At 75.6% G+C, this 19,580-nt stretch carries 11 protein-coding genes; 6 read left to right on the top strand and 5 right to left on the bottom strand.

The features are described 5' to 3' along the window. Window positions 1–35 precede the first annotated feature (35 nt). Window positions 36–3,182, top strand: coding sequence for a PD-(D/E)XK nuclease family protein (locus tag WME90_RS14775; RefSeq protein ID WP_437281750.1), 3,147 nt, complete (start codon window positions 36–38; stop codon window positions 3,180–3,182). After that, window positions 3,179–7,231 (top strand): UvrD-helicase domain-containing protein, encoded by a 4,053-nt coding sequence (locus tag WME90_RS14770; protein ID WP_437281749.1) that lies wholly within the window; start codon window positions 3,179–3,181, stop codon window positions 7,229–7,231. The genes WME90_RS14775 and WME90_RS14770 overlap by 4 nt, the downstream gene beginning before the upstream one ends. 139 nt (window positions 7,232–7,370) lie before the next feature. Here the strand turns inward: WME90_RS14770 and lon are convergent, their stop codons facing one another. The 4 genes from lon to WME90_RS14750 all read right to left on the bottom strand — a co-directional run bounded on the left by lon (window position 7,371) and on the right by WME90_RS14750 (window position 13,791). After that, window positions 7,371–9,785 (bottom strand): endopeptidase La, encoded by a 2,415-nt coding sequence (gene lon / locus WME90_RS14765; RefSeq protein WP_437281748.1) that lies wholly within the window; start codon window positions 9,783–9,785, stop codon window positions 7,371–7,373. Window positions 9,786–9,837: 52 nt separating this feature from the next. Next, the gene (locus tag WME90_RS14760; protein WP_437281747.1) at window positions 9,838–10,686 is read right to left on the bottom strand and encodes a hypothetical protein; all 849 of its coding nucleotides are present in this window, start codon (window positions 10,684–10,686) and stop codon (window positions 9,838–9,840) included. A gap of 76 nt (window positions 10,687–10,762) precedes the next feature. After that, window positions 10,763–12,721 carry a hypothetical protein gene (locus WME90_RS14755; RefSeq protein WP_437281746.1) on the bottom strand — a complete coding sequence of 653 codons (1,959 nt, stop codon included), beginning with the start codon at window positions 12,719–12,721 and terminating at the stop codon, window positions 10,763–10,765. Window positions 12,722–12,726: 5 nt separating this feature from the next. Further along, window positions 12,727–13,791, bottom strand: a complete 1,065-nt coding sequence (locus WME90_RS14750; protein WP_437281745.1) for a PEGA domain-containing protein — start codon at window positions 13,789–13,791, stop codon at window positions 12,727–12,729. Window positions 13,792–13,975: 184 nt separating this feature from the next. On the opposite strand from WME90_RS14750, the gene WME90_RS14745 reads away from it, so the two are divergent. The 4 genes from WME90_RS14745 (at window position 13,976) to WME90_RS14730 (ending at window position 18,540) form a co-directional block, all read left to right on the top strand. Then, window positions 13,976–15,415, top strand: coding sequence for a thrombospondin type 3 repeat-containing protein (locus tag WME90_RS14745; protein WP_437281744.1), 1,440 nt, complete (start codon window positions 13,976–13,978; stop codon window positions 15,413–15,415). Between the two features lie 55 nt (window positions 15,416–15,470). Beyond that, the gene (locus WME90_RS14740; protein WP_437281743.1) at window positions 15,471–17,582 is read left to right on the top strand and encodes a thrombospondin type 3 repeat-containing protein; all 2,112 of its coding nucleotides are present in this window, start codon (window positions 15,471–15,473) and stop codon (window positions 17,580–17,582) included. Window positions 17,583–17,717: 135 nt separating this feature from the next. Continuing rightward, complete coding sequence (locus WME90_RS14735; protein ID WP_437281742.1) at window positions 17,718–17,984, top strand: hypothetical protein; 267 nt, start codon at window positions 17,718–17,720, stop codon at window positions 17,982–17,984. Window positions 17,985–17,997: 13 nt separating this feature from the next. Continuing rightward, window positions 17,998–18,540, top strand: coding sequence for a nucleotidyltransferase (locus tag WME90_RS14730; RefSeq protein WP_437281741.1), 543 nt, complete (start codon window positions 17,998–18,000; stop codon window positions 18,538–18,540). A gap of 97 nt (window positions 18,541–18,637) precedes the next feature. Here WME90_RS14730 and WME90_RS14725 read toward each other — a convergent pair whose 3' ends face one another. Beyond that, complete coding sequence (locus tag WME90_RS14725; protein ID WP_437281740.1) at window positions 18,638–19,486, bottom strand: hypothetical protein; 849 nt, start codon at window positions 19,484–19,486, stop codon at window positions 18,638–18,640. Window positions 19,487–19,580: the final 94 nt, after the last annotated feature.

Genomic DNA, 19,580 nt, shown 5'->3' with positions numbered 1-19,580 from the left:
GCTTCCCGGGAGCGGCGCTCGGCCGTCTCGCGGTGGTGAGCGGGACATCGCTCCTCATCGTCCCGAGCGAGCGGCACGTCGAACGCGAGCTCGCCTCTCTCGATCTGCGCGACGCGCGCTCGGCGGGTCAGGAAATCCGCTCGCGGTGGAGCTTCGTCTCCGAGGCGCTCGCCCTGCTCGCGCCGGACGACGCCATAGCGAGCCCTCACACAAGCCGCCTCGCCACCCGGCTCGCCCTCGACGCCCTGCCGCCGGATCGGCTGCGGCAGCCGGCCGAGCCCGCCGCGCGCGTCGCGCTCGCGCACGCCCTCGACCGCGCCCTCGGGAGCTTCCGGCGCGCCGGGACCTCCCCGGCGGATCTTCGGGCGCTCGGGACCCCGTACGCGACCGCCATCGCCGAGGTCCTCGATCGGGCGGACGCCGCCCTGCGGGCAGCGCGCCTCGTGGACCCGCGCTGCGCGGGGTTCCTGCTCGCGCGGGCGCTCCGCTCGGCCAGCGCATCCGCCGCGCTGCCGCTCCCGCGCAAGGTCACGCTCCGCGGCGCCGTCGCGTGGGAGCCGGACGATCTCGCGTGGGTCGAGGCGCTCCACGCCGCCGTCCGCGCCCGGGGCGGCGCGGGCGTCACCGTCGAGCTGCCCGCCCTGGAGGGCGACGCCGCGGCGCCGATCGCCGACGCCCTGGAGCGGCGCTGGGCCTCGCTCGACGATGCGCCCGAGATCGCGTGGGTGCCCGACGCTGGAGCGGAGCCGCTCGCCGCGGTCGCCGCGAAGACCCCGGAGGGCGAGGCGCGCGCCGCCGCCGCCGAGGTGGCCGCCGCGCTCGGCCGCGGCATCCCGCCCGAGCGGATCGCCATCGTCGTGCCGGCGCTCGACGACGCCGCGCTCGAGCCGCTGCGCGCCGCGCTGGCCGACGCGGGCGTCCGCGCCTCGGAGCCGCGCGGCCGCGCCGCAGCGAGCTGCCCCGACGGGCGCGTCGCGCTCGCCATCCTCCGCCTCGCCGTCGGGCCGGTGCGCCGCGAGCAGGCGATCGAGATCCTCCGCGCCCCCGGCGTCCACGCCGGCGCCTGGATGGACCGCACGTCCGCCGCGGAGGCGGAGCGGCGCTCGGCCGACCTGGCCCACCGGCTGCGCGACGTGCCGGTCGAGGTGGATCGCACGGGCCGGCTGCTCATCGACGGCCTCATCTCGGTCGTGGCGGCCCGCCGCGCGGACCGCCGCGCCGGGACGGCGCGCACGCCGCATCCAGGCGCCCCCGGGGCGCTGAGCGAGGCGGAGCTCGATCTGGGCCTGGAGGTGCTGCACGACGCGGGCTTCGGGCGCGGCGCCAACGACGACGACGACGATGAGGCGTGGATGCCGCACGCGCTGGAGCGGCTGCTCGCCAGCGCCCGCTGGATCGGCGAGGCGACGACGCGGCCCGAGATCGTGCGGCGCTTCCTGTCGCTCCTCGACAAGCTGGGCTTCGGCGAGCCAGGGGTCGAGGAGCTCCGCGCCGCGCTGCGCGGCGAGCGGCGGAGCGGCGGCGCGCTCGCGCTCGAGGCGATGGGCGCGATGGGTCAAGGCGCGCGGGCCGCGCGCGCGGTCCGCGAGCAGGCCGAGGCGCTCGCGCGGGCGGCGCGCGACCTCGGCTGCGAGGAGCGCCACGCCACCGCGGCGGAGATCTACGCGGAGCTCGAGCGGGCCGCGGCCGAGCAGGGCGCCGGGCCGCGCGGCGACGCGGGCCGCGCCGGCGCCGTGCGCGTCGACGTCGCCGCCGGCTTCACGGCGCTCGATCACGACGTGGTGGTGGTGACCGGGCTCGACGCGCGCGCCTACGGCGGCAGCACGGGCGCGGACGAGACGCTGCTCGGCGAGCAGCTCCGCGGGAGGCTGCCGGCGCCGAGCCGCCCCGCGTCGGGGCGCGAGCGCCAGGCGGCCCAGCGCGCGGAGCTCGGCTGGGCGCTCGCCGGCGCCCGGAGCGTCGCCCTCTGCTTCACGCGCGGGGACGACAGCGAGCCGAACGAGCCGCACCCGCTCTTCGTCGCGGCCGCCGCCGCCGGCGCTCGCCAGCGGACGGAGCCCGCCTCGCGCGTCGCCCCGGACGCGGCGCCGCTCGGCCCGCGCGACGCGGAGCTCATCGCCCTCGCCGGCGGCGGGCGGCCGGCCGCGGACATCGCGGAGCGGATCCGGATCGAGCGCGCCCGCGCGGATTTCTTCCTCGATCCGCGCGCGCCGATCGACCTCTACACGGGCCGGGTCGCCGTCGACGGCGACCCCGCGCTCGCCGCGCAGCTCAGGGCCGCGATCGGCGGGGCGCACCCCGGCCGGCCGATCGCGGTCACCCACATCGAGCGCGCCGTGGGCTGCGCCTTCGCGGCGTTCGCCCGCCGCGTGCTGAACGTGCGCCGCGTCGACGATCTCGCCGAGTCGGCCGACGCGCGGGAGCGCGGCACGCTGATCCACCGCGCCCTGCAGGCCTCGTTCGAGGCGCTGCGCGAGCTCGGCCCGGACCGCGATCCGGCCGAGCAGCTCGCGGCCGCGCGCGCCGCGGCCGAGGCGGCGCTCGGCGTCTCGGCGCCCATGGCCCCGCTCCGCCGCGAGGCGGTCGAGAAGGCGATCGCGGACGTGCTGGAGGTCGTGGTCCGCACCCTCGACGGCGAGGACGCGTCGCCCGAGCTCCGCTTCTTCCTGGCCGAGCGGCGCTTCGGCGCGGGAGAGCCGCCCCCCTGGCAGCCGCTCGAGCTCCCGCCGCTCTCCGAGGACGAGCGCGCGCCGAGCCTGTGGGTCGACGGCCAGATCGATCGGCTCGATCGATCGACCGATCAGCGGGTCGTCCGGGTCGTCGACTACAAAACCGGCAAGCTCCCCGACGCCAAGGAGCGGCGGCGGGCGCTCCAGCTGCCGCTGTACAGCGCCATCGCGGCGCGCGCGCTGGGCGCGGAGGAGGTGCGGGCCGTCTACATCGGCGTGCGCCAGCGCGGGCTCATCGAGCTGTGGCCGCGCACGGCCGAGGACCAGCGCGCGCTCGCCGAGGGCTGGGCCGAGGCCGCGCGCACGGCGCGGGCGGCGGTCGTCGCGCTCTGGGAGGGCAAGGCCACGCCGCGGCCGGCGCTCTCGACGCTGTGCGCGCGGTGCGACGCGCGCGACGTGTGCCGGCGCCCCGCGGTCGTGCCGAGCGACGAGGCCGCGGAGGAGGTCGCGTGAGCTCCGCGCCGCGCGGCGCGGAGCTCGCCGAGGGCGACGCGCTCATCTACGCCTTCCGCCGCAACGTCGTTGTCGCCGCGAGCGCCGGCACCGGCAAGACCCACCGCCTCACGGCGCTCTACGTGCTGCTCACGCTCGGCCTCACCTCCCTCGGCCTGCCCGACGCGGCCTCCGCCGCGCCGCCCGTGCCGCCGGACCGCATCGTCGCGACGACGTTCTCTCGCGCGGCGGCGCGGGAGATCGCCCACCGCGTCGAGCGATCGCTCCGCGAGATCGCCCGCTGGAACGGCGAGGCGGACATCCCCTTCGCCGACATCCTGCGCGCGCGGCAGGCGGCCGTCGGCGGCCTGCCCGGCGCGGGCGGCGCGCCGCTGCCCGTGGCCGAGCTGCGGAAGCGCGCTGACGAGGCGCTCGCCCGCCTCTCCGCCGCGCGCATCGACACGCTCCACGGCGTCGCCAAGCAGATCGTGGACCGGCACGCGATCGCGATGGGGCTCTCGCCCGCGGCCCGCATCCTCGACGAGGAGGAGGCGCAGGCGCTCAGCGATCTCGCGGTCGACGAGGCGCTGAGCCGCGCGCTCGCCGACGGGGGCGAGCGCGCCGACGCCGCGCGCGCGCTCATCGCCGCGACGGGCGGCGTCGAGGCCGCGCGGAGCGAGGTCACGCGGCTGCTCGACCGGCTCGACGAGGACGGCCTCACGCCGCGCCGGCTGGCCCTGTCCGACCACGCCGCCGAGGCCCGCGACCTCGCGCGGGAGCTCCACCGCCTCGCCGCGGAGAGCGCCGCGCTCGGCAGCGCCGCCTTCCGTGAGCCGGCGGCGTCGCTCGTCGCGGTGCTCGGCCGTGGGGGCGGCGGCGCGACGTTCCCCGCGCGCGAGGCGAGCGCCCCGCTCATCGAGCTCCTCACGCAGCGCAAGCCGCACAAGAGCAAGGTCACGCCGGCCGACGAGGCGCTCATCGCCTTCCGCGAGGCGCTGCCGGGCGAGACCCACCGCGACAAGGCGCAGCAGCTGCTCGGCTTCCTGCGCGACGCCCCGGCGCTGTCGCGCCGCGAGGCGCGGATCGTCGATCTGCTGGAGGAGATCCGCGAGCGGCTCTCGGCCATCCGCCGCACCGAGGGCGGCCTCGGCTTCGGGGATCTCCTGCGCGCCGCCCGCGACGGGCTGCGGGACGATCCGGCGATCGGCGCGGCGGTCCGCGGGTCGGTCGACGTGCTGCTCGTCGACGAGTTCCAGGACACGAGCGCGGTGCAGCGCGATCTCGTGTACCTCCTGCGCGAGCGGGACGACGCGGCCCTCTCGCGCCCCGCGGGCGTCGCCCCGACGGCGGCTGGCCTGTCGGGTCACGGCCTGTTCCTTGTCGGCGACCGCAAGCAATCCATCTACGGCTTCCGCGGGGCCGACGTCTCCATCTTCTGCCGTGTCTGCGCGGAGCTCGCCGGCGCCGCCGCGGGCCGCGCGCTCGAGCTCGCGCCCGCGCTCTGGTCGCCCGATCCGAGCGCCGATTTCGTGGCGCTCCGCGAGAGCCGCCGCTCGACGCCCGAGCTGCTCGCGTTCATCAACGCCTTCTCTGTGCGCGATTTCGCCCAGGATCGCGGCGCGGGCGACGGCGGGCCGGGCGCGCCCGCGGCTTCTCCGCGCGACTTCGAGATCGCCTACAGCGCGGCGGAGCACCTCGTCGCGGCGCCGGGCAGGGCATCGGAGGGCCCGACGGACGTCGTGCTCGTCAGCGACGGCGGCGGCGCTCCCGACGGGGTCGACGCCCTCGTCCGGGACGCGCGTGGCCAGCTGCGCGAGGCGCTGATCGCGGCCGCGTACATCGCGCGGCGCGTCCGCGGCGCGGGCGGCGACGGCGCCGCGGACGGCGATGGCGCCTCGACCGGCGATCTGCGCTTCCGCGACGTCGCCGTGCTCACCCGGCGAAGGAGCACGATCCCGCTCGTCGAGCTGGCGCTCGCGCGCCTCGAGATCCCGTACGTGGTGGCCGGCCGCGCGCTCTTCGACGCGGCCGAGGTCCGCGATCTGGCCGCGATCCTCCGCCTCCTGCTCGATCCGCGCGATCCCCTGGCCATGGCGACCGTCCTTCGCGGCCCGGTGGTGGCGCTCTCCGACACGTCGCTCGCGCTCCTCGCGCCTCCTGGCCGCGGCCTCACGGTCCCGTTGCTCGGCCGCTGGCCCGGCGCCGCTCTGGCGCAGGGGGTCCGGGGGCCCTTCCCGGACGACGCCGAGCTCGACGACGGGCGCCCGCTCCCGGTGCTGGCGCGGCTGCCTCCGGGGGATCGCGAGCGGCTCGAGGCGTTCCGCGCCCGCTACGCCGGGCTGCGCCGCGCGGCGCTCCGCTCGACACCTGGCGAGGCGATCCGCGCCGCGGTCACCGCCTTCGATCTCGACCGCGTCCTCGCGGCGCTCCCTCGCGCCCAGGCCCGCCTCGGCAACGTCGACCGCCTGATCTCCATCGCCCGCCGCCGTGGCGGCTCGCTCGCGAGCTTCGTCCGCTGGCTCGATCGCCGCATCCGCGACGAGGCGGACGAGCCCGAAGCCGCCGTCTTCTCGCCCGAGGACGACGCCGTGCGGCTCACGACGATCCACGCCAGCAAGGGGCTCGATTTCCCGGCCGTCGTGCTCCTGGATCTCAACGCGGAGCCCCGCGCGGACCAGCCCGGCCTGAGCTACGTCCCCGCCGCGGTGGACCGCCCTGCCGCCCTGCTCGTCCGCCACTACGCGCGGGGCGTCGACGGGCGGTCGCGGACCGGCGCGCTCCGCGACGTCGAGGCGTCGGCGCACGGACCGTCGTTGCCCATCAGCACGCCCGCGCTCCAGTCGGCCCGCGCCGAGGTGCGGGCGCGGGAGCGCGCCGAGCGGCAGCGGCTCACCTACGTCGCGATCACCCGCGCCCGCCGCGAGCTCGTGCTCGTCGGCGCCGAGGCGAAGCCGCGGAGCGGCTCGGCGTGGCTCACGCTGAAGGCGGCGGTGGACGCCGAGCCTCGCGCCGCGACCGCCGACCTCGGCGCCGAGCCCCGGCTCACCACGGCGGATCTCGGCGCCGACGCCTCCACGTCGCTCGCCGGCACCCTCGGTGCGACGCTCGACGCCTGCTCGCTGCTCGCCGGGGCGAAGGCGCCCGCGCCTGGCACCGACGCGTACGCGCGCGCCGCGCCGGCCCCCCGGGCGCCGCCGACGGCGGGCCCTGTGCGCGCGCAGACCGTGCTGATTGCGGCGGCGTCCCTCGCGGCGTTCCAGGCGTGCCCGCGCCGCTTCCGGCTACGGCACCTCCTTGGGATCGCCGAGCCCGCTGGAGAGGGCCAGCTCGGCCTCTTCGACGTCGAGGGTCCGCCCGAGCTGCCGGGCGAGGAGCGCGTCGAGCTCGAGGACGGCGCCGACCCTCGCCCTCCCGGCCGCGCCGTTCACCGGGTGCTCCAGCGCTGGCCGCGCCCGCGCTGGGGTGAGCCGACCGAGGCCGCGGAGGCCATCGCCCGGCTCGCCTTCGAGGGGCTCTCGCCGCACGGCCCGGATGCGCTGCGCACCGCGGAGGGCATCGCGCGCTTCCTGGACGGCCCTTACGCGCGCCAGCTGCGCGGCGAGGAGGCGTCGCTCCTCCGGGAGGAGGCGCTCGTGCTCGAGGTCGAGCCCCAGCGCACCGGCCGGCGGCCCGGGGCGAGGCTCGCGCTCTCGCTGGCCATCGATCTCGCCGTCCTGCACCCCGGCGGCCTCATCGACGTCGTCGAGTACAAGCGAGCGCGCCCCCGGGCCGATCTCTCGCCGTACGAGCTCCGCCTTCGCGCGTGCGCGCTCGCGCTCAGGAGGCGCCACCCGGACCGCCCCGTTCGCGCTGGCGTGCTCTTCATCGGCGCCGAGGTCGAGCCCGTGTGGCTCGCGGGCTCGGGCCCCATGGGAGCCATCGCCGACGACGATCACACGCGGTTCGAGCGCGATCTCGCCCGGCTAGCCGACCGCTTCGCCGAGGCGAGGGCCGAAGATCGCTTCGACGGCGTCCCGGTCGAGGCGTGCCGAAAGCTCCGCTGCGGCTTCGTCCGGGCCTGCCACGGCTAGCGGCTCCGCGGCCCCCAGAACCACATCAAAAGAAGGCGGAAAGGCCCTCCTGGAGGGCCCTCGCCGCGCGGGGTTGCGATGGGCTGTTGTTCGAGCCCCGAAAAGAAGGCGGAAAGGCCCTCGTGGAGTGCCCTCCCCGCTACGCCCCCGCCTGCTCCTCGACCTCGTCCTGCGACGCGCTCTGCGCCGGCGACCGCCGCGGCGGCTCCAGCACGAGCGGCAGGATCTCCTCCATCGCCGACACCATCGTGATCTTGATCTGATCCTTGACGTCCTGCGGCACGTCCTCGAGGTCCCGCCGGTTCTTCGCCGGGATGAGCACGTGCCGGATCCCGGCGCGGTGGGCCGCGAGCAGCTTCTCCTTCACGCCGCCGACCGGCATCACCCGCCCGCGCAGCGAGATCTCTCCGGTCATCGCGACGTCGCTGCGCACCGGCGCCCCGAGCAGCAGCGACGCCACCGCCGCGAACATCGTCACGCCCGCGCTCGGCCCGTCCTTCGGCGTGCCGTGCTGCGGGATGTGCACGTGCAGATCGATCTCCTTCAGCCACTCCGGATCGAGGTGCAGCCGATCGGCCTTGCTGCGCACGAAGCTCACCGCCGTGCTCGCCGATTCTTGCATCACGTTCCGCATGTTGCCGGTGAGCACCACGTTGCCCTTGCCCGGCATCTTCGTCGCCTCGATGAAGAGGATCTCCCCGCCCGCCGGCGTCCACGCCAGCCCGGTCGCGACCCCGGGCTGCAGCGTCCGCTCCGCGATCTCGGGGCGGTGCTTGTGCGGGCCGAGCACCTGCTCCACGTGCTCGGGCGTCGCCACCTCGCGCACGTCGTTGCCCTCGGCGACCTTCACCGCCGTCGCGCGGCACACCGCCGCGATCTGCCGCTCCAGCCCGCGCACGCCCGCCTCGCGCGTGTAATGGTCGACGATCGCCTCGATGCCCGGCGGCGTGAACTCCAGGCGCTCGTCCGTGAGCCCGTGCGCCGACAGCTGCTTCGGCACCAGGAACTCCCGCGCGATCCCGAGCTTGTCGGTCCGCGTGTAGCCGGGCACCTCGATGACCTCCATGCGGTCGACGAGCGGCCCCGGGATGCCGTCCCAGTTGTTCGCCGTCGCGAGGAACATCACCTGCGACAGATCGAACGGCAGGTCGAGGTAGTGGTCCTGGAACGTCGAGTTCTGCTCCGGATCGAGCACCTCGAGCAGCGCCGCCGCCGGATCGCCCCGCAGGTCGACGCCCATCTTGTCGACCTCGTCGAGCACGAGCACCGGGTTCTTCGTCCCCGCCTTCTTCAGCGCCTGGAGGATGCGCCCCGGCAGCGCGCCCACGTACGTGCGCCGGTGCCCGCGGATCTCCGCCTCGTCGCGCACGCCGCCGAGCGCGATCCGCTCGTAGCGGCGCCCCATGCTGCGCGCGATCGACTTGCCGAGCGACGTCTTGCCGACGCCGGGCGGCCCGATGAAGAGCAGGATCGGCCCCTTCTTGTCCGTGCGCAGCTGCCGGATCGCCGAGTACTCGACGATCCGCTTCTTCACCTTCTCCAGCCCGAGGTGATCCTCGTCGAGGCAGCGCCGCACGCTCTCGACGCTCAGCTTGTCCACCGTCGTCTTGGACCACGGCAGATCCGCGATCCACTCGAGGTACGTCTTGGTGACGTTGAACTCGGCCGACTGCTGCGCCATCGAGCGCAGCCGGCTGAGCTGCTTCCGCACCACCTTGTCGACCTCCGCCGGCACCTTGGCGCGCCGGATCCGCTCGCGGAGCTCCTCGATCTCGTCGTCGTCGCCGCCCTCGCCGAGCTCCTCCTTGATCGACTTCATCTGCTGCCGGAGGATGTACTCGCGCTGCGACTTGCCCATCTCCTCCTGCACCATGGAGGAGATCTCCTTCTTGACCCGCAGCACCTCGAGCTGGCGGCCGACCATCGCGAGCACGAGGCGGACGCGCGCCTTCACGTCGAACGCCTCGAGGATCTCCTGCTTGTCCCCGACCGAGGCCTGCGCCTGCGGGAAGTTCGAGGCGATGAGATCGGCCAGCGCGCCCGGCTCGCGCACGTTGTCGAGGATGCCGGCGGTGTCGCGCGGCAGGTTCGGCATCAGGCCGAGCACCTCGCGCGTCGCCTCGCGCAGGCCCGCGCCGAGCGCCTCGAGCTCCACGTCGCGCACGAGCGACTCCGGGATGCGCTCGATCCGCGCGCGCATGTACGGCTCCAGCGAGAACGCCGCCTTCACCCGGAAGCGGCCGAGCCCGTTCAGCACGACCGAGTAGTTGTTCGGGCCGAGCCGGATGACCTTCACCACGCGCGCGACGGTCCCGACGGAGTAGAGCTCCTTGAACGTCGGCTCGTCCACGTCCGGCGACCTCTGGCTGATCACGCCGACCAGCGCGCGCTCGCGGCCGAGGAGATCCTCGACGAGGCGCACGCTCCGAGGCCGACCGACGTTGATCGGCACGACCGACATCGGGAACAGCACCGAGTTGCGCAGCGGGAGGATCGGGACGCTATCCGCGTCGGGCGAGGGAGGCGTTCGCGAAGAAGGATCGCCGGTCGGCATGCAGACAACCCTAGTACAGCGCTCTTCTCGAAGCCATGATGCGGGCGGGCCGCTAGAAGTCCTTGATCTTCCAGACCCCGTGCTCGCGCGTGAAAGCGACCGTGCCGCCGGCGCCGTAGGCCATGGACGCGCTGTCCCCCGTCTCCTCGATGGTCGCGGTCGGCAGCGCCGCCTTGATCGCCTGGACGACCCGGTTGATCTGCTCTTTCTGCGGCCCCTCCCACGCGCTCTTCAGCTTCTCGGGCGTGAGCTGCGCCGCCGCAGCCCCGGCCTTGGCCGTCCCGGGCCGACCGTCCGGCTTCTGCGCCGCGTCAGCTCCCGCGCTGCCCGGAGCGGCCCCGGGCGCGGCGGGCTGCGCCTGGGCGTCGCCGCCTCGCGCAGAGCTCGTTTCGCCTGGAGCGCCTGCCTCCTCGGGCGCGCCGCCCGCGGGGTCGACGAGGCCTTCCCTCTCGGCGTCGGGAACGTAGCGCATGATGATGTCGTAGCGCCTCCGCTCGAAGGCCCGCAGGAACCCCACGAGCGCCTGCCGGGGCGTCGCCTGGCCGTAGAGATCGACCGCCGCTGCGTCGAGCCGCCAGCGGCCGCCCTCGAAGACGAGCAGGAGCTCCTCGCCGTTCGGCATGGTGACCGTCGCGGTCACCACCGGATCGGCCGCGGGCCGCGCGATGGCGCGGGCGATCTCGAGCGCGTCGTCCGGGTTGTCCCGCACCGCGCGCCGGAACGCCTCGAGCGACATCGACCGCTTTGCCTCGTCCGAGAGCAGCCGGTAGGCCGCGTCGACGCGCCCTTCCTGGAGCGCCTGCGCGTAGGCCCGGAGCGTGTCGCTCGGGCCCTGCTGTGCGTAGCTCGATCCGCACGCGGGGAGCGCGAGGGCGAACAGGAGAAGCGCCGTGCGTTTCACGGATCGGGCCATAGCACACGCGGCGGCGAGCGCGCAGACGGCGCGGCGCCGCCCGCCGCGCTCGCGGCCGCCCCCGTCACTTCGCGCGCTTCAGGACCGCCCCGTCCTTCACCGGCGCGCCGTCGCTGCCGTCCGGCGAGCCCTCGTTGATCCAGTAGACGGTCGCCTCGTCCACCGCGATGTCGCCCGGCCGCGCCTGCCCCGAGGCCAGCACCTCCTGCGCCCCGCCGCCCTTCGGCATGCGCACGACCGTCCCCGCGTCGCGGCGCGTCCAGTAGACGTGCCCCTCGTCCACCGCGAGCCCGTTCAGCTGGCCCTGCTCCGACGCGATCTCCTCCGGCGCGCCGACCTCCGCGCCGCTCAGGGCCGCCCGGAAGACGCTGCCGCCCTCGAAGCTCGCCCAGTAGACCGCCGCCGCGTTCCCCGCGTCGTCCACGTCGAGCGCGAGCTCCCGCGGGGTGAGCTGCTCGGCGGCGACCGTCACCGAGGCCCCTCCCACGCGGCACGCCACCGCGCCGTCGGTCATGCCCAGGGTGCCCTGGTACGTCCAGCACACGACGTCGCCCGCGCTGGCCACGCGGTACGGCGACGAGAACGCCGTGCCGGGCGGCGAGAGCTCCTCCGGCGCGCCGAGCGCGACCTCCGCGCCGGCGCCGCTCAGCTGCGCCCGGAACACGCCGCCGCCCCAGAGCTCGGTCCACGCGAGCGCGTCGCCAGAGAGCGCGAGCCCCTCGGGCTGCTCCAGATCCGCGAGCAGCACGCGCGGCTCGCCGCCCGCGAGGGGCGCCACCATCAGCGTGCCGTCCTCCGCGTTCGTCCAGAAGGCGACCTGCCGCGCCCCGTCGATCGCGAGATCCCGCGGCGAGGCCTGCGTCGCGCCGAGCGTCAGCGGCTCGCCGCCGTCGACGGGCGCCGTCTTCAGCTCCCCGTCCTGCCGGGCCGCCCCCGCCTCGTCGAACGTGGCGCCCGCGATCCACGCCGCGCCGCCCGCCGAGACCCGCAGCGACACCGGGTGGACCTGCGCCACCGCGACGGGCACGGGCGCCGACGCGTCGGGCTGCGTGGACACGCCGCCGCGCAGCGCCGACCACGGGCCGCACGTCGGCAGGTCCGTGCCCTTCCTGCGGCACGTCCCCTCGCCCGCCGGCGCGATCGCGAGCCCCGCGAGCTTGCCGCTCTGCGCCCGCCGGCACACCTCGACCGGCAGCCGGAGCACGTTGCCCTCCTCCACGCGGAAGCCCGCGTCGCTCTCCGCGTCGAGCGGCACGAAGCACGCGCTCTCGCCGCAGATGCCGCCGCCCTGCGTGAGCAGCGCGACGTTCACCTGGCCGCTCGGCGCGGCGGCGCGGCAGACGGTGCCGTCCGCGGCGAACGCCTCGAGATCGACCGGCGCCGACGCGGCGGCGGCGAAGCACGCCAGGGTGTCGAAGCACAGCCCGTCGCCGTCGCCCAGCCCGCCGCCGAACACGGCCACGGCCTCGTAATCGGGCAGCGAGCGCGAGTCGACCTCGCGCGCCACGCACGAGCCCGCGACGCAGCTCTGGCCCTCGGGGCAGCTGTTCTTGACGAGCACGTTGCCCTCCGCGTCGCGCAGCGCGTTGCCCTGCGCGTCGCGCTCGACCTCGGCCGAGCCGTCGCACAGGAACTGGATGGGCATGTGCAGCGTCGCCGTGCGCCCCTCGGGCACGGTCGTCAGCACCTCGCGGAGCAGGCGCACCCCGTCCTTCCCGCCGCGGCCCGCGATGACGCGCACACGGAGCGCCTGCGACGGGTCGTCGGGCGTGAGGAAGCCGAGCGTCGCCGGCAGCCGGATCGAGCCCTCGCTCCCGAGCCGCTCGAACGTCTCGTCGTAGACGACGGACCCGTCGAGCGTCGCCTCGATCCGGACCGTATCGATGTCCTTCGGCAGCGACATGTCCGTCTGGAAGACGACCATGAGCTGCCCCTTCTCCCCGCCGCACGCCGCCACCCCCGCCGCCGCGAGCGAGAGCAACGCCACCGCCGACACCGATCTCACCCGGTTCGTCCGCTTCATCCGCATCAACGTCTCCCTCCGAAGCCGAGCGGGACCGTGCCCAGGCTGCCCTGCTCCACCGGCGTCCCCGGCTCGAAGAGCAGCGCGCCCGCGAAGATCGCGCCCGCGAAGATCGCCGCGCCGCCGCCGATCCAGAGCCACTTGCTCGCGCCGCCCCGCTCCGCGGCGCGCTCCAGCGACACGTCGATCCGGCGGCGCTCGTCGTCGCGGACAAGGATCTGCGCCTCGTGCGGCGTCATCCCCGGCGCCGTCACCCGCAGCGCGTGGGTCCCGCTCTGCACCGAGCCCTCCCAGCGGCCCTTGCCCACCACCTTGCCGTCGATCGCGATGAGATCGTCCTGCCCCGCCGCGATGGCGAGCCGCCCCCGGTGCACCGCCCTGTCGAGCCGCGCCACGAGCGCGACGGTGTCGCCGCCCACGACCTTCACCTGCCGGACGAAATCGACGAAGCCGGGCTTCGACACGCGGATGCGGCGCTCGCCGATGTCGATCGGCACCGGCGCGGCGAGCGGCGTCGTCCCGACCGGCTCGTCGTCCACGAACACCGCGGCCCCCGGCTCGCTCGCCCTGATATCGAGGAGGGACACGAAGATCCCGGCGGCCTTGAGCAGGCCGGCGATGTCCTCCCTGTCGCGCGCCGACAGCGCGTCGCCCGCCTCGGCCTCCAGCCGGCGCAGCGTCGCGAGCATCGACGCGTAGCGCCGCAGGTTCTTCTGGCAGAGCGCCACCTTCCAGAGCAGGCGGTGATCGCGCGACAGCTCGTAGGCGCGCTCGTACCGCGCGAGCGCGCCCGCGTAGTCGCCGTCGTCGAACAGCGCGGCGCCCGCGCCGTGCTCGGCCCTGGCCATCCCGGTCAGCGACTCCTCGAGCGGCGGCTCCGCGGGCGGCGTCTCCGCGGGCGGCTTCTGCGCAGGCGGCTTCTGCGCAGGCGGCTTCTGCGCAGGCGGCTTCTGCGCGGGCGCCGCGGGCGCCGCGGGCGGCGGCTGGGCGGCCGCGACGCCCGCCGCGAGCCCCACGCCGAGCGCGGCCACGGCGGCGCGCCCCCACTGGCCCAGGTGCTTCCCTCGCATCGATGCTCCTTGCTGGCGGAGGCACACCGCGCGGGCCGTGCTCCGACTGTCCGACTCTCCGGCTCCTCTGACCCGGATTACCGCGATGCTAACCGATGCGCGCGCCTCGCACGCAACAGATGGAAACGTCTCGGACAAATCGGCTTTGCTCGACCTGCGCTGGCGGAGATACCATCCGGCGCCCATGAGAGGCCTCATCACGGTGGGCGCGGCGCTCGCGGGCGCGCTCCTCGGCACCGCCCTCGGCCCGCCATCCGCTCGCGCGGAGGGGCCTGGCGCCGTCGCGCTGAGCCGGTTCGAGCCGACGCCCGCGGGAGATCCGCTCTTCGGCGTGCCGTCGCCGTCCATCGGAGGGCACCTCGTCCCGCGCGGGGTCGCCGTGTTCGACCACGCGGAGGACCCGCTCACGCTGGGAGGCGGCGCATCACCCGAGCGGGTGATCGTCGGCAGCCAGTCGCACCTCCACGTCGGCGGCTCCCTCTCGCTCTGGGATCGGCTGCTCGTCTCGGCCTCGCTGCCGCTCGCGCTCGCCCAGAGCGGCGACGGCGCCGCGGCCGCGGCCGGCGCGGGCGCTCCCGAAGCCCCCTCGTCCCCTGCGCTCGGCGACCTGCACCTCGGCGTGCGCGTCCGTCTGCTCGGCGACGACGGCGACCCCTTCCAGCTCGGCACGAGCGCGGCCCTTCACCTGCCCACGGGCAGCTCGGACGCGTACGTCGGCGAGGGCGCGGTGCGCGTCACGCCGCAGCTCCTGCTCGGCGGGCGGATCGCGCGCGTCGTGTGGAGCGTCGCGGCCGGCGCGGTGATGCGGAGCTCCGAGAACCCCTCGACGCTCGCCTATGGCGGCGGCGCGGCCGTGCTCCTCTGGGACGAGCGGCTGCAGGTCGGCCCGGAGGTGTACGCCGAGACGATGCTCCAGGGCGGCTCGCTGTCGCTGACCCCGCGCGAGCGCGTCGAGGTGGCGAGGACGACGAGCGCCGAGCTCCTGCTCGGCGCCCGTCTCCGCCCGCTCGCTGGCCTCGTGCTCGGCGCGGCCGCCGGGCCGGGCATCGGCGACGCGATCGGCACGCCGTCGTTCCGCGCGATGGGCACGGTGGCGTGGGCTCCCCCGGCGCGGACGCCCGCCGGCGCGGCGCCGAACCCGAGCACCGACGCGAGCGCGGACGACGACGCGGACGGCATCCCCGGCGCGCGGGACGCGTGCCCGTACGCGTACGGCCCGGCCAGCGCCGACGCGGAGAGGAACGGCTGTCCCGTCGAGGACCAGGACGAGGACGGCGTCGCCGATCCGGACGACCTCTGCCCCCTGGATGCCGCGGGCGCCGGGGGCGGCGATCCGGCGCGGCGCGGCTGCCCCGCGGACCAGGACGGCGACGGCTTGCCCGACGCGCTCGACGCGTGCCCCGCGGAGAAGGGCGACCCGGCGGGCGGCCCGGCGCGCCCTGGCTGCCCCATTCCTTCGCCGAGCGTGCCCGCGGACCAGGACGGCGACGGCGTGCCCGACGACGCCGACGCGTGCCCGCGCGAGCAGGGCCCGGCGAGCGGCGACGCGGCCACGCGCGGCTGCCCGGAGCGGCCGCCGGGCGAGAAGAAGCCGGCCGCGGGCGGCGCGGCGCGGCGACGATGACGAGCGCGACCGGGCCACGCGACGCGGCCCCGCGTGGTGAGAGAGGGTGGAGAGGATGAAGCGAACCGTCATGGCCACCGCGCTCGGCGTCACGCTGGCGCTCGCGGCGGCGCCGCGGAGCGCGGCGGCGCAGTGCTCCGCCGCGGGCCCCTTCCAGGACCTCATCGATGGTCTCTCCTTCCGGTGGGACGTCGGGACGGACGGGGTGATCAACGACGGGACCAGCGACGCCTTCGACACCGGCATGGTGCTGCGGGTGGACGGGAGCGTCTTCCCTGCCTCGATCCGGGCCGCGGAGATGGACGGGCGGCAGCTCGTCCACGGGCCGGCGCTCCTCGGCGAGCTCGAGGTCACCCGGAAGATCTACGTGCCGACCGACGAGGGCTGGGCGCGCTTCCTGGAGATCCTCCACAACCCCACCACCAGCGAGCGGGCGGCGATCGTGCGGATCGAGACGAACGTCGGGTCCGACAACAGCACCGTCATCACGCAGTCCTACACCGGCGATCTCGAGTTCACGCCGGCGGATCGATGGCTCGCCACGGACGACTTCGACGTGGGGGGGGATCCGAGCCTCAGCTTCAACTTCTACGGGCCTTCCGCGGCGACCACGCCGAGGAGCGTCGGGATGACCACCTTCGACTGCGCGGCGACGCAGGGGCCCGTCGTCGAGTTCGCCCTGAAGCTGCCGCCCGGGGGGACGCGGATCGTCATGCACTTCGGCGGCCAGCGCGCGAACCAGGCCGATTCCCACGCGAGCGCGGCCCGCCTCGACGCGCTCCCGGCGTCCTCGCTGGCCGGCATGTCGGCGGCCGAGCGGACCTTCGTCGTCAACTGGGCCGCGGACGGCGACAGCGACGACGACGACGACGGCGTGAAGGACCTCGACGACAACTGCCCGTCGGCGCCGAACCCCGATCAGGCCGACGCGGACAGCGACGGCGCGGGCGACGCCTGCGATCCCGACGACGACGGCGACGGCGTGAAGGACGTCGACGACAACTGCCCGCTCGCGCCGAACCCCGATCAGTCGGACCTCGAGGGCGACGGCGCGGGCGACGCCTGCGATCCCGACGACGACGGCGACGGCGTGCCCGACGAGGTCGACAACTGCCCGTCGGTGCCCAACGCAGGGCAGGAGAACAACAGCGAGGAGTCGCCTCCGGACGCGAGCGGCGACGCGTGCGACGACGACGACGACAACGACGCCCTGGGCGACGAGGTCGACAACTGCCCCCTCGCCCCCAACCCCGATCAGGCCGACGCGGACGGGGACGGCCGGGGCGACGCGTGCGACTTGAACGCGCTGGACAGGGACGACGACGGCGTGGAGGACGGCCTCGACAACTGCCTCTCCGTCCCGAACCCCGACCAGGCCGACCTCGACCGCGACGGCGAGGGCGACGCGTGCGACGGCGACGACGACGGCGACGGCGCGCCCGACGACGGCGACAACTGCCCGCTCACGGCGAACCCGAGCCAGGTCGACGGCGACGGCGACGGCTACGGCGACCGGTGCGACGACGACGACGACGGCGACGGCGCGCCCGACGACGGCGACAACTGCCCGTTCCTGTCGAACGAAGGGCAGGAGGACACGAACGGCGACCACGTGGGCGACGCGTGCGACTGCGGCGCGCCGGCGAAGCCCGACGGCGCGCCCTGCGACGACGGCGATCCCTGCACCCGGACCGACGTCTGCGACGGCGGCGTCTGCAAGGGCAGCGATCCGGTCGTGTGCGCGCCCTCCGGGGACGTGTGCACCTCCGCGCGGTGCCACCCGAGGCACGGCGAGTGCGCGCTCTTCCCCAACGAGGGCGCCCGCTGCCCCGGCGGCACCTGCGTGGCCGGCGGCTGCGTGCCCGATGACGCCGGCAGCGGAGGAAGCGGCGACGGCGGCGACGGCGCGGGCGGCGACGACGCGGGTGCGGGCGGCGGCGATGCGGGCTCGGGCGGCGGCGGCGCCGGTGCGGCCGGAGGCGGAGGCCACGGCGGCGAAGACGGCTCGGGCGGCGAGGGCGCCGCCCCCAGGCCCCTGCGCGGCGCCCCGCTGGCGCACGGCAACGGCTGCGGGCTCGCGGCGGGCGCCGACGGCGCGGCTGGCTCGACAGCGGCGTGGCTCGCCGCAGCGGCGCTCCTCGCGCGGTGGCGGCGACGGCGCGGGTGACACGCCCCGCCGCGCCGTCCCACGTGTGATCGGCGGGAGCGCGCACCGCTCGAGCCGCCGGCCCCGCGTGCCTGCGGCCTTCGTGCCGGCCCCGCGGGTACCGCGGGCGCGGCCTGCCGTGGTAGGGTGAGCGCGGTGCGTGACCCTGACGAGCTTCGCCGGTTTGCTCGCCAGGACTGGGCAGCGGCCCAGCGCGACAAGGAGCTCTACTGGCGCGACTGGAAGAAGCAGCACGGCCCCGCCGCTGGAGTCCGGATCGCCGATGAGCTCCGCAAGCAAGTCCTCGCGCAAAGGCCAGCGTGGCCGAGCGACGGAGAGCGCGAAGAAGATCTCGCCACGCACCTCCGCGTCCTCGAGGCGCTCGATCGCCTCCCGCCCCGCGGCCGTCGCGCTTCTCGCTGACTTCGCCGCAGCGATGCGCAGGCGGCGCCTTGACTGGTACGTCTTCGGCGCCCAGGCCGCGGTGGCCTACGGGCGACCCCGCATGACCGCGGACGTCGACGTCACCGTCGCCATCGAGCAGCTGGGCACGCTCACGCTCGTCGACGAGCTCTCGCGTGCCGGGTTCGACCTCCGGGTCGCCCTCGGCGAGGACTTCCTGCGCGAGGCACGCCTGCTGCCGCTTGTGCACCGCACCACCGCCATGCCCGTCGATGTCGTGCTCGCGGGCTCCAGCCTGCACCTCGAGTTCCTCGCGCGCCGAAGGCTCGTCGACATCGGAGGCGTGCGCGTGCCGATGATCAGCCCGGAAGACCTGATCGTCACCAAGGTCCTGGCCGGCCGGCCCAAGGACCTGGAGGACGTGCGCGGGGTGCTGCTCGAGCAGCCCCGCCTCGACCTCGATCGTATCCGTGAGCTGCTCGGCGATCTCGAGGCCGCGCTCGGCGACGACCGGCTAATCCGTCGTTTCGAGCGCCTGCTCCGCCGACCACGCGCGACGCGCGCCCGCGGGAAGTGACCGCAGACCGACCCACGCTCGGGTCCGGCACCGGCTCGCGCTCGGTGCTGGCGCGCGGCCAGCGGCACGCGACGCGCGCCGCCGGCCGCTTCGCGCTTCACCCCACGGGCGCGCGGACGCCGGGCGCGGCGTCGCCGGCGGCGCTCCCCTCCCCCGCCGCGGCGGGCTGGCGGGGCCCTTCGGCGCCGGCGCCCCCGGCCTTGCTGTTGGCGTAGCGCCTGCGGGCGCGCTCGGACGCCTTCTGGATGGGGCCGCGGATCGTCTCGACGGCCTCGGCGGGAGCGCTCGATATCTCCAGGTTGGAGAGCACCGCGGAGACGACGCGGAGCCATTGATTGCGCGCCGCCAGGATCGTCGCGTTCACGACCGGCGCGGTCTTCTCCTTGGCGGCGAGCGCGTCCCGCTTGTGCTCGATCGCCGAGAGCTCCTTGCCCGACGCGATCCACCGCTGCACGGTGTGGAGCAGCGTCGTCTTGCCCGGCCCCGGGATCGCCTTCAGGAGCGCGGCGATCGAGGGCTCCTCGTCGAGGAGCCGAGCGATCCGCGCCGTGTTGCCCGACTCCGCCGTGGGCGACGCCTTGATGATGGCGAGCCCTGTCGGGAACAGCCTGGCCTGCGCCTGGTCGCACGCCTCCGCCCGCCCGACGTCGGGCGGCTCCTCCGCCAGACAGTGCTCTCGGTGCGCGTCGATGCCGTACGAGACCGCCTTGGCCAGGTGATCGTGGCGCTCATCGACCTTCGCGAGCTCGTCGTTCAAGGCCGTCATCCCGGCCGACACGCTCGCCTTGCTCGGGCGGACCGCCAGCACGGCGCCGTGGACCTCGGCCACCTTGTCGTGCAGCCCGGCGATCTCCGGGATCGACAGGAACAGGCGCCTCCGCTGGGCATCCTCGATCCACGGAGCGACGAGGGCGACCATCTCTTCAATCATCAGGTGCTTCAACATGGGAAAGACCTCCACGTGGGGGACAGCGCGTGGGGCCAGCGAAGCGCCGGTCTCGCATCATGTCGATGACAGCCGATTACAGGCGCTGACGCGG

The organism is Sorangium sp. So ce375, assembly GCF_051473855.1.
Taxonomy (GTDB): Bacteria; Myxococcota_A; Polyangia; order Polyangiales; family Polyangiaceae; genus Sorangium.
This window is presented reverse-complemented; position numbering and strand designations above follow the sequence as displayed.

Bases quoted from the DNA above. Each gene is read 5' to 3' on its own strand.
- WME90_RS14750 (WP_437281745.1), bottom strand. From the start codon at position 13,791: ATGCGAGGGAAGCACCTGGGCCAGTGGGGGCGCGCCGCCGTGGCCGCG.
- lon (WP_437281748.1), bottom strand. From the start codon at position 9,785: ATGCCGACCGGCGATCCTTCTTCGCGAACGCCTCCCTCGCCCGACGCG.
- WME90_RS14745 (WP_437281744.1), top strand. From the start codon at position 13,976: ATGAGAGGCCTCATCACGGTGGGCGCGGCGCTCGCGGGCGCGCTCCTC.
- WME90_RS14755 (WP_437281746.1), bottom strand. From the start codon at position 12,721: ATGAAGCGGACGAACCGGGTGAGATCGGTGTCGGCGGTGGCGTTGCTC.
- WME90_RS14740 (WP_437281743.1), top strand. From the start codon at position 15,471: ATGAAGCGAACCGTCATGGCCACCGCGCTCGGCGTCACGCTGGCGCTC.
- WME90_RS14725 (WP_437281740.1), bottom strand. From the start codon at position 19,486: ATGTTGAAGCACCTGATGATTGAAGAGATGGTCGCCCTCGTCGCTCCG.
- WME90_RS14730 (WP_437281741.1), top strand. From the start codon at position 17,998: ATGCGCAGGCGGCGCCTTGACTGGTACGTCTTCGGCGCCCAGGCCGCG.